Raw genomic sequence first — 9604 nt, forward strand, 5'->3', positions numbered from 1 at the left:
CAACATTCAAAAAGGCGTCTCCAGGGACGCCCTACATAGATCCAATCCTTATAAAATTCCTATCTACAGATACAGCTCATCTCCGGGAGATAGCGAATGCAGTATTTCCTTCCCCGAGACCCATTTTTCGCTGAGTAAGCCTTCTCTCAGTTTATCCGTCTCTGCCCGATCCGCATGCACAAGCACCGTATGCCTTGCAGGAACCTGGTGCAGCATCGTCTCAACATCCTTCCAGCCCTGGTGTACTTTATAACGTATTTTACGTACTTCGCACGCGCCATACTTTGCAGGATTATGAAAAAGCCTGTGAGCGTATGTGCCAGCAGAGACATGTCCGGTGAGCAGCACCAGATTATTTCCACCGTCGGCAAACTGGCTATAGTACCAGCGAGCAAGAGAGGACTGCATCATCCCGTCTGGAATGAACCACAAAGAAGCAGCATGGTGATTCAGTAGCCGCTCTCGTTCTTCCTTTGTCACAGGCAGCTCCCAACCTTGACCACTCAGAAAACGCCCAATCGCATCCTTCACAGAACCCGGTATGTGTTCTTCCTCTTCCTTTAACCAGTATGGAGCACGTAAAAGCTGCTTTAGTCCATCCACCAAGCCTTGTTCCACTACAATCGGAACGTCCAAGAACTGCTGCTGTGCCCACAGCATGATTTCCTGACCACGACCCACCGAAGGCATAGGCATCAGCACCTTTCCACCCCGGGCAATCGCCTCACGGATGACATGCTCCAGTTGCTCCAGCTTGTTGCCCTGTGTATCGCGATCTGTACCGTATGCGGCATCCACAATCGCCAAATCCAGCAGGCTGATTGGAGTTGCTTTGGTCACTTCTGCTTCCTTCGATGTGGAATTGCCAAGCCGTTGCTCTACAAACCTTCCTGCTGATACCGATGATCGCAACACCCCTTCGGATGAAGCAGAGGCCAAGGTATGCGATGCGGATGGCTTTCCTGCCACAACATGCCCACCATTCACGGCGGTTAGTGTACCCAGCTTCCAACGTGTATCAACTGGAGCATCAAGACCCCGCTTGTTACGTGGTAACCTTGCCTGCCAGAACGCATCGGCTGGACAATCCTCCTGCAAAAGCATGGACTCCGACGTGTAGTCGCCGGAATAAAATATCCGCTTATCTTCCATTTCCAGCCCGAACCATACCGATCCGGCAAGGTGTCCACTGCGCCCCCAGACCGCCGAGACGCCAGGGAAAAGTTCAAACCAGGTTCCACCCTCGGCTTCATCCTCCAGAAACCGATACCGAATCAATTGTTCATCGCCTTCTTCGTAAGGCAGGGCATGCCCTGCTCGCTCCATATTCCTGCGCCAAGCTCTGAAATAGGTGTCCAGCTGCTCCCTGGTTTCCCGCGTCGTCCATACTTCGCCCTGATATCCCAGCCTATAGAGCAAGGGAATAGCGACAGAATGATCCTCATGGGCGTGAGACAACAGCACTACATCCAGCTTCTTGACAATTTCCGGTTCGATCAGCGGGTACTCGCCAGCTCCTTCTTTTTTCACGCCACAATCCAGTAAAAGCTGAACCCGGCTCCCACTCAGCAGATAGGCGGAACGTCCATGTTCCCCAGCACCGCCCCATACCTTCAGTTTGATCATGATGCATTCCACTTTCTCTTCGAATTCAGAACTTCAATACCAAGCAGCATCAGTACCGTCATGCCGACAGTAACCACGGCCATCGCCATCCCCAATGAGACCTGACCTTGTTCAAACTGTGCAAAAATATACGTAGCCGAGGTCTGCATCGATGGAGGTAAAATCAACAGCGACCCTACCAGTTCCCGAGTGGCAATCGTGAATGTCATCATCCACCCGGCCAGCATGCCAGGAATGATCAGTGGTAGAAGAATGCGCCGCAGAATATACAGCGGCTTTCCGCCAAAGACCTGACCCGCTTGGAATAACGTTCCGTCAATCTGGGTGAAGCTTGATTTGACATACTGCACCGTGTACGGCAAGAAGAGCACCACATACGTCAGAACAACCATTCCGTACGAGTTGTACAACATGAACGGCATCCATGGTGAATTCCAGAAGAGGATCAGACCCACCACCATGACAATGCCTGGTACCGTATTCGGCAGCAGACTGAACAGATCAATGACACGCTGCATAAAGGAAGATGACTTACCAATCGTCAGTGCAAAACCTGTACCGATAATAACCGCAACCGTCGAAGCTGCCAGTGACAGTCCCAGACTGTTCCCGATTGCTTTCATACTGACCGATCCCCAGGACAGTAATTCCCGGTAATGATCCAGCGTCAGATTATCGAAGGATAATCCCGCCCCACGCAGCTTCATCGTCGACGCCGCAATGATCGAGAAATACGGAATGCCCACTGACAGAATTAGCAGCAACGCGAGATACAACCCGCACAACCAGCCCGCTCCGCCTCGTAGGGAGTACCGTTTGGAACGCTGCCCTTTGCCCCCTACCAGACGGTATGTGAACTTGCGACTCATGGCAGACTGCATGTACCACATCACCAGACAGACCGACAGCAGCACGGAAGCGAGCGAAGTCGCCTTGCCAAAATCAATCGGCCAACTGGAGATATACTTGTGGATTTCAGAGGTCATGACATAGTAGCCAATCTTGCGTCCAAAGGTTGCTGGCGTTCCGAATTCTGCAATCGTTTTAACAAAGACGAGCATGATCCCCATGCCATAGGAAGACAACAGCAGTGGTAAAATAATGCGTCTGAATCGGTATCCCGCACGTCCCCCGTGCACCGCTCCCGCTTCTTCCAGATTGCCTCCAATACGAATGATTGCATCCCGAAGCAACAAGTACAGGAAGGGGAACAGGTGCAGACTCATAATGAGCACCATGCCCCAGAAGCTGAAGAACAGCTCACTCCAGCTTGCAGCGGAGGGCACCCATTGCTGCAGGTATCCCCCTTTTTGCATAAACAGAATCCAGCCCATAGAGCCGATATATGGCGGAGTCATGAACGGAATCATGAGGATTACGTCCACCCAGCGATGCTGTCCCATGCGGGTCTTCGCCATCATCCAGGCCAGTGGCAATGCCAGCAGCGTTGTTACAGCTACTACGCAGATCCCCAGCCAGACGGAATTCAGCAGCACCCCGGATAAATGCTGTCCGGTAATGGTCCGAATCGGAGCCATCCAATCCCATTGCCCGTCCGGATACACACTTTGCCAGAAAATCAGCAAGAGCGGTACACCAATGCTTATCATTAGCAGAAAGAGGGCCAGAATCACGCCCACTCTCCGAAAAATACGGTTGTTGTCTACTACAACAGGTTTCACTACGATTTCACCTCACATGACTTCCACAAGACAATCGTCTCTTCACTCTAGTTGCTCAATTTGCTCGTCATTCTAATCTGCTTATTTAAAAGTCTCGGAGAAACGTGCCGCTGTCTCATCTCCGTGTTCACTCATCCAGTTCCAATCCACTTTAAGCTGTGGGATGTCTTTCAGATTCGCCCGGTTAGTCGCCTCGATGTCTTCACGTCCAGGAATCAGATAAGCATCTGCAACGAGCTTTTGTGCTTCATCGGACAACAGGTAGTCGATAAACGCCTTGGCATTCTCTACATTCTTACTTGATTTCAGGATCGCTGCTGGTCTCGGACTGATTACAGTCCCTTCCTCTGGATATACGATGTCCAGTGGTTCACCTTTGGCTTTGGAGGAATACGCCATGTAATCCACGCCAGCTGCTACGATGCTTTTCGCTCCGGTAATAACCGGATCAAGCGCTTCCTGATTCGCTCCTGCCATCGCTACACCATTTGCTTTGTAGCTTTCCAGCAAGTCCCAGCCCTTATCTCCGTTCGCACTCAGGTATCCTGTAATGAAATCAAGCGCCGAACCAGACAGCGTAGGATCCGGGATGTTGACTAGGTCCTTCCAGGCAGGTGTTGCAAGTTCAGCCCAACTGGTTGGTGGCGTGGACACCAGCTTGGTGTTGTAGACAATTCCGAGTGCAGAAGCACTGGAGCTAAAATAGTTACCTTCAGCATCCGACCAATCTTTGTTCAGCTTGTCTGCATTCTCGGCATCTGCATACGGGAGTGTCAGACCATCCGCTTTCAGTGCTTGTGCCGAAGGCAGGGAGGCCAGGATAACGACGTCCGCTACCGGATTGGATTTCTCAGCTTCCATGCGAGCCAGAATTTTACCTGTTGTACCCTGGAACATCTCCACTTCAATGCCCGTCTTGGCTGTAAATCCGCTGATGATGTTATCCGCCAGCTTCTGTGGTCCTGCACTGTACAAAACCAGCTTGCCGCCGGCTGGTTTTGTTGTTTCCGCCGATGCAGTAGCCGCACTGCCTTCCCCTGCAGCTTGCCCCGCATTCCCGGTGGTTGAATTACCTGTGCTGCATCCGAACAAACTGATACTCATTACCGCTGATAATAACAGCATCGCGCTTCTTTTCCGTGTTTTCATACCCAACATTTCATTCCATCTCCCTTGGTTTCTGATTATATTTTTATTCAAGTTTCTGCAAAATCACGCTGTCTACGCTGTTTACACTATGGTTGCTATGGTGGTTATGTTTGTTTGCTATCGACACCAACACATGCCTCTCTTTATGAGACTGAACGGTGATATGATCTCAGGAAGGTACGTTTCCTTCATAATTCACTTTCTAAAAGTTACACTTCCTTGGTAATCTGTTTCATTACTTAATGATTTGATCCTCTTCATGGCCCATTTCCTGATCCGTGACCTTTATACTCATCATGATCAGTTGGCTGCTGCGATGAACTCTCTCGGCTTCACTTTAGGAGTGTCTTCCCCATTCATTCGGCAGATCCGCTCCGGGGATACATAGAGCTGAATCTTCTCCCCTACACGCACTCTTTGATCCAGATAGGCTGTCCATACCCCCAGCCCTTCCATCTGCACCCGAATTTCATAACGTTCTCCTACATAACTGACGCTGAGCACCACGGCCTGATAACACAGATCATCATGACCTGTTTTGTTCCAGGAGACATGTTCCGGTCTCACCATGGACTGATTGGGCGTAAGCCAGTTGGACTTTCCGATAAACGAAGCAACAAAGGGATCACTTGGCGATCCGTAGATCGTTTCCGGGGTTCCTTTTTGCAATATCCGCCCCTTCTCCATCACCACAATCTCATCCGACATCGACATCGCCTCAACCTGATCATGGGTGACATACAGCGCTGTCAGTCCCATATCCCGCACCAATGACATCATCTCAATCCGCATCTCTTCCCGCAGCACGGCATCCAGTGCACTTAGCGGCTCATCGAACAGGATAATCCCCGGTCTCACCGCTACCGCTCTGGCAAAAGCAACCCGCTGCTGCTGTCCTCCCGACAGCTGATGAGGATAGCGATCCTCCATGCCTTGCAGGCGAACCATGCCAAGTGCTTCGGTCACCTTCTGACGCAGATCCGATTTTTGCTTTCCGGCCTTCAGGCCGAACGCCACATTTTCGTACACCGTCATATGCGGCCATAATGCAAAATCCTGAAACACCATGCCCAGATTACGCTTATGTGTCGGTACATCTATCCGCTTCGTCGCTGAGTAGAAACTCTTGCCATCCGCGACGATTTCTCCCGCATCCGGCTGCTCCAGCCCGGCCAGCATGCGCAGCAGTGTCGTTTTGCCGCAGCCGGATGGGCCGAGCAGCGTCGTAAACTGTCCATGCTGAAGCGTTAAATCCGTGGGCAGCAGTGCGGGAGTGCGATTGAATGATTTTTGAATTCCCGTAATTTCCATTTTCATAAGCATCCCTGCCTGTCTTCTTGTACTGTTCTCAGTCTAACGTCCGCTTTCGCGAGTTGTATGTTAGAAATGTAAAATTGGAATTAACTTTTTAGATGAATTCTGTTGATGTTCATAGATTAAATCTATATAAGGTGATTCAAAGTTACCTGAGAGGAGTGTTGAGTTCGTTGAACCTGATTAAACTGCAAATTGTTGAACTCATTGATAAGCATCATCATATGACCAGTGTGGCCGAGGTTCTCGGCATCAAGCAGCCTACTGTTACCTTTCATATGAAGTCTCTGGAGGAAGAGATGGGGGTACGATTATTCGAATCGCGTAGTGGAAAGACGTTTCTGACCGAGGCTGGACAAGCCCTTTTACATTATTCCGTCAAAATCAATGCCCTGACCCAGGAAGCACGCAGAGTGGTACAGGAATATGACAGCCTGTATCGGGGCACCCTGCACATTGGAGCGAGCTATGTACCTGCAACATATCTGCTGCCACCTATTTTGAACACATTTTCTCAGGAATTCCCCGGTATTCGAATTATGTTATCGGTCAAGCCTTCACCCGTTATCCGCGAAATGTTGATCCGCCACCAGATTGATCTAGGTGTGATTTCTTCCGAACCATTTGTGGGTCCGGTATTGCAAGCAGAAACGCTGTGTGAAGACGATCTGGTATTAATCTGCTCACCACAGCATGTCTTGGCCCAGAGGGATGTACTGAAACCCGAGCATATGGCACAGGTTCCTTTTGCGCTCCATGGGAATGAATCCAGCACTCGCCGTTTAACCAACCAATGGCTGGAGCAACATGATATTCGTCTGCGGAGCACTGTGGAGATGGATTCTCTGGAAGCAATCAAGCAGCTGGTTTTACTCGGCGGTCATATCTCGTTCATGTCACGAATGGCTGTACAGTGGGAAGAACAGCATGGGCTCATCAAGGTGCTACCCATTCCGGGAGAGCAGGCTCCACGGCACATTTACACCGTTCACAACAAGGATCGTCATCCTTCAGTTCAAGTTAACCGCTTCAAAGAAGTGTTGCGGGACAAGAGCCATAGCTTCTCTCTTTTCAATTCATAATCCTGCTATCCCATATAAACTATCGCTTGGCATTCATCAAATCTATGCAGGGTTAACGCAACGAGTCCCTCCATTTAATCGCTTTCATATACTCGGACGATAAAGTGGGTCTGTACGTTAATCCAGCCTAGGGAGTGATTGGTTTTGAAAAAATGGAAAAAGGTAACCGCCTCATTCATGTTGAGTATCGTGACATTGGGAAGTGGACTGACGTTTCTGGAAGCACCACAGGCTTCAGCAGCAGCTAATGCTGTTCCTGCCTATGAAGTGAAGTTCCTGGCTAAGCCGGAGCTGGTATTGAACACAGATGGGACACCACGCAGTGAAGTCATTCAGACGCTTGGCTTAAGTTCCACAGCAAAAAACATTAGCGCAGAGTATTTCGACACCAACGCGTTGAATCTTGATCAACAGGGATGGAACGTCCGTTTTCGGAAGAAAGATGACAAGAACAATTATGAACTGACTTATAAAAAGCGCTATCCTGTTATCAATGGTGATGTTAATGCGGCTTTGACTCTGGCTAACCAAGAGGGATTTGATGCGTCAGACGATAATTATGAGGCCGAAATTGACTGGGGATATGGCAAACAAACATTGAGCTTCTCCAACACCAAAAAGGTGGATACCAAAGCTACAGGCGTACAACTTCCATCACAGCAAGAAGCATTGACCATGTTATTGGACAAGCTGCCTGGCAAATTAAAAAATTGGTCCTCCTCCAACTGGGGTAAACAACAACTCTCACAATCCCGTGCCTACGGCCCAGTAACGTTCCAACGTTATGAAGGCACATGGAATGGACAAGAACTTACCCTTGAAGTATGGCCTATTCGTAATGCAGCAGGTACAGGAGTAGAGAATATTGTCGAGATTTCGTTTAAAACAACAGATACTTCAGCTGTTTCCGGACTGCGTTCCCAACTGATGCAAGTGCTTCAGAACAAAAACTGGCTCATTCCTGCCGATGGTCTGAAAACTCAGCTGATCCTGGAAAGATACTAATTGGTAGTTGTTGTCTATACCTTGTCTACGTAACTGCCTCTAGCGGCTTAAAGGGCAACGGGGAAAATGGGCATGGCTACGTTCTTAATGAAGAGAAACAGACATGGCCGTTACCCTTCTCTTACCGTATCGCTTAAACATACAAAAATATGCTTGGTTTATCTGCCCATTAGAGCTAAATCCCATTTCATCCAAAACAAAAGGAGATCAGTAGGAACATTCTGCTGATCTCCTTTGTATTTATTATCTTTACAGTTAGTATATTTTAAAGGTTTGGGCGGTTTCGATCCCAAGTGCACTCTGGATAAACGTATTGGCGACCCGCTCCACAGGCACCGGATTAAATCCGATAAACACACCCTTATATTTCTCTGCGGATTCAACAAAAAGGTTAGGACTAACGGAATTTAAACGTATACCTCGAGGAAGCTCATACGCTGCTGCTTTGGCAAACGAATCAATTGCACCATTGACCATAGCACTGGATGCACCTTTCAAAATGGGATGGTCCTGTATAATGCCACTGACCAGCGTAAAGCTTCCCTTATCGTTGATGTAGTGCTGTCCAATCAAGACGATATTCACCTGACCGAGTAATTTGCCCTGCACACTAATCATGTTGTTCTCCGGGGTCAGTTCTTCCAACTTCGCATAATGAGTCTGGCCTGCTGCAACAATGACGTAATCAATATTAGTCACCGTTTCAAAGAGGGCTGTAATACTTTCTGTCGAGGTCATATCCACCTGGTAATCGCCGGATTGCCTGCCTGCTGTAATTACCTCAACGGAATATTCCTGAAGCTTCGCAACAACCGCCTTGCCTAATGTGCCATTTCCTCCAATAACCAGAGCCCTTTTCATACTACGCCTCCTTTACATCAGTAAAAGCATGAAATTGTACATTCATTGATCTCTTCATTTAAACAAAGTTCATTCACATAATCAAACTCACTTCACAATTAAGCCTAATAATCCAACAAAGGAGGCTGCCTGAACATCTGAGATGATGCATCCGTCCAGATCCTCAATATCTACATGTAACCTTTCAAAGCTACAATCACTAAGGTCCACTCCCTTAAGCTTTACACCTGACAAAAGAGCTTGGTCTATATTGCATTCAGAGAACTCCAGTTTTTGAGGTGCAGCTTGAAAGAAATCGCCACTCACCAGAGAGCATTTGGTGTACTTCACCTGTTTAAACTTGGAGAAACGGAATAAAGAAAGGTCAGCGACACAACCCTGAAAGCTTACATTCTGGAGCCTGCTATTTGCAAAATTGGTACCAAGCAACTTACAGTTTCTAAATTCCGTCCGGTGGAGGAAAGAGCCGTTTAAGTCCATATTGGACAAATCACATTTATCAAAAATCACATCGGTAAGCTCGACTTCCAGTAATGAGGACTCACTAAAGATCACGTTCTCAAAAACCACTTTATCGAATGATACCCTGCTGGCGCTCTGATTCTCAATAGCCATATTACTGAATCGCCCATGCTTGATTTCTTCTTTACTCTCCCATGCTTCTAAAGCCAACGATAAGTCTTCAAGCTCCAGAGGAATCTTTGGCGTTTCCATTTTAGTTTTCATAAGTCCTCCTACTATTTTCTTATATAAATTACTATATCAAAAAGAGCCCTTGCAGTAAGCAAGAGCTCTCTTTGATGTTACCATGAAGCGGGTGATGGGAATCGAACCCACGCTATTAGCTTGGAAGGCTAAAGTTCTACCATTGAACTACACCCGCAT

At 48.3% G+C, this 9604-nt stretch carries 8 protein-coding genes and 1 tRNA gene; 2 read left to right on the top strand and 7 right to left on the bottom strand.

Going from position 1 to position 9604, the window contains the following annotated elements; translation table 11 throughout:
* Nucleotides 1–63: 63 nt before the first annotated feature.
* From Q0V21_RS30245 to Q0V21_RS30260, 4 genes are all read right to left on the bottom strand, one after another.
* Complete coding sequence (locus Q0V21_RS30245) at nt 64–1626, bottom strand: MBL fold metallo-hydrolase (protein WP_301882099.1); 1563 nt, start codon at nt 1624–1626, stop codon at nt 64–66.
* A complete protein-coding gene (locus Q0V21_RS30250) occupies nt 1623–3236 on the bottom strand; it encodes an ABC transporter permease (protein WP_301882127.1) in 1614 nt (537 codons plus the stop codon). Before Q0V21_RS30250 ends, Q0V21_RS30245 begins: the two co-directional genes overlap by 4 nt.
* 153 nt (nt 3237–3389) lie before the next feature.
* Nucleotides 3390–4466 carry an ABC transporter substrate-binding protein gene (locus tag Q0V21_RS30255; RefSeq protein WP_301882100.1) on the bottom strand — a complete coding sequence of 359 codons (1077 nt, stop codon included), beginning with the start codon at nt 4464–4466 and terminating at the stop codon, nt 3390–3392.
* Nucleotides 4467–4757: 291 nt separating this feature from the next.
* Entirely contained in the window at nt 4758–5774 is a 1017-nt protein-coding gene (locus tag Q0V21_RS30260) for an ABC transporter ATP-binding protein (RefSeq protein WP_024632364.1), read from the bottom strand.
* Between the two features lie 170 nt (nt 5775–5944).
* Here Q0V21_RS30260 and Q0V21_RS30265 point away from each other — a divergent pair, with 170 nt between their 5' ends.
* Nucleotides 5945–6853, top strand: a complete 909-nt coding sequence (locus tag Q0V21_RS30265) for a LysR family transcriptional regulator (RefSeq protein ID WP_029881557.1) — start codon at nt 5945–5947, stop codon at nt 6851–6853.
* A gap of 144 nt (nt 6854–6997) precedes the next feature.
* Nucleotides 6998–7858 (top strand): CYTH domain-containing protein, encoded by an 861-nt coding sequence (locus Q0V21_RS30270; protein ID WP_301882103.1) that lies wholly within the window; start codon nt 6998–7000, stop codon nt 7856–7858.
* Nucleotides 7859–8113: 255 nt separating this feature from the next.
* Here the strand turns inward: Q0V21_RS30270 and Q0V21_RS30275 are convergent, their stop codons facing one another.
* The 3 genes from Q0V21_RS30275 to Q0V21_RS30285 form a co-directional block, all read right to left on the bottom strand.
* Complete coding sequence (locus Q0V21_RS30275) at nt 8114–8719, bottom strand: short chain dehydrogenase (RefSeq protein WP_024632367.1); 606 nt, start codon at nt 8717–8719, stop codon at nt 8114–8116.
* An 87-nt stretch (nt 8720–8806) separates the two neighbouring features.
* A complete protein-coding gene (locus Q0V21_RS30280) occupies nt 8807–9445 on the bottom strand; it encodes a pentapeptide repeat-containing protein (RefSeq protein ID WP_301882106.1) in 639 nt (212 codons plus the stop codon).
* A gap of 86 nt (nt 9446–9531) precedes the next feature.
* Nucleotides 9532–9602 (bottom strand) — tRNA-Gly (locus Q0V21_RS30285).
* Nucleotides 9603–9604 lie beyond the last annotated feature (2 nt).

This window comes from Paenibacillus sp. 11B (assembly GCF_030487755.1).
Classification (GTDB): Bacteria; Bacillota; Bacilli; order Paenibacillales; family Paenibacillaceae; genus Paenibacillus; species Paenibacillus vandeheii.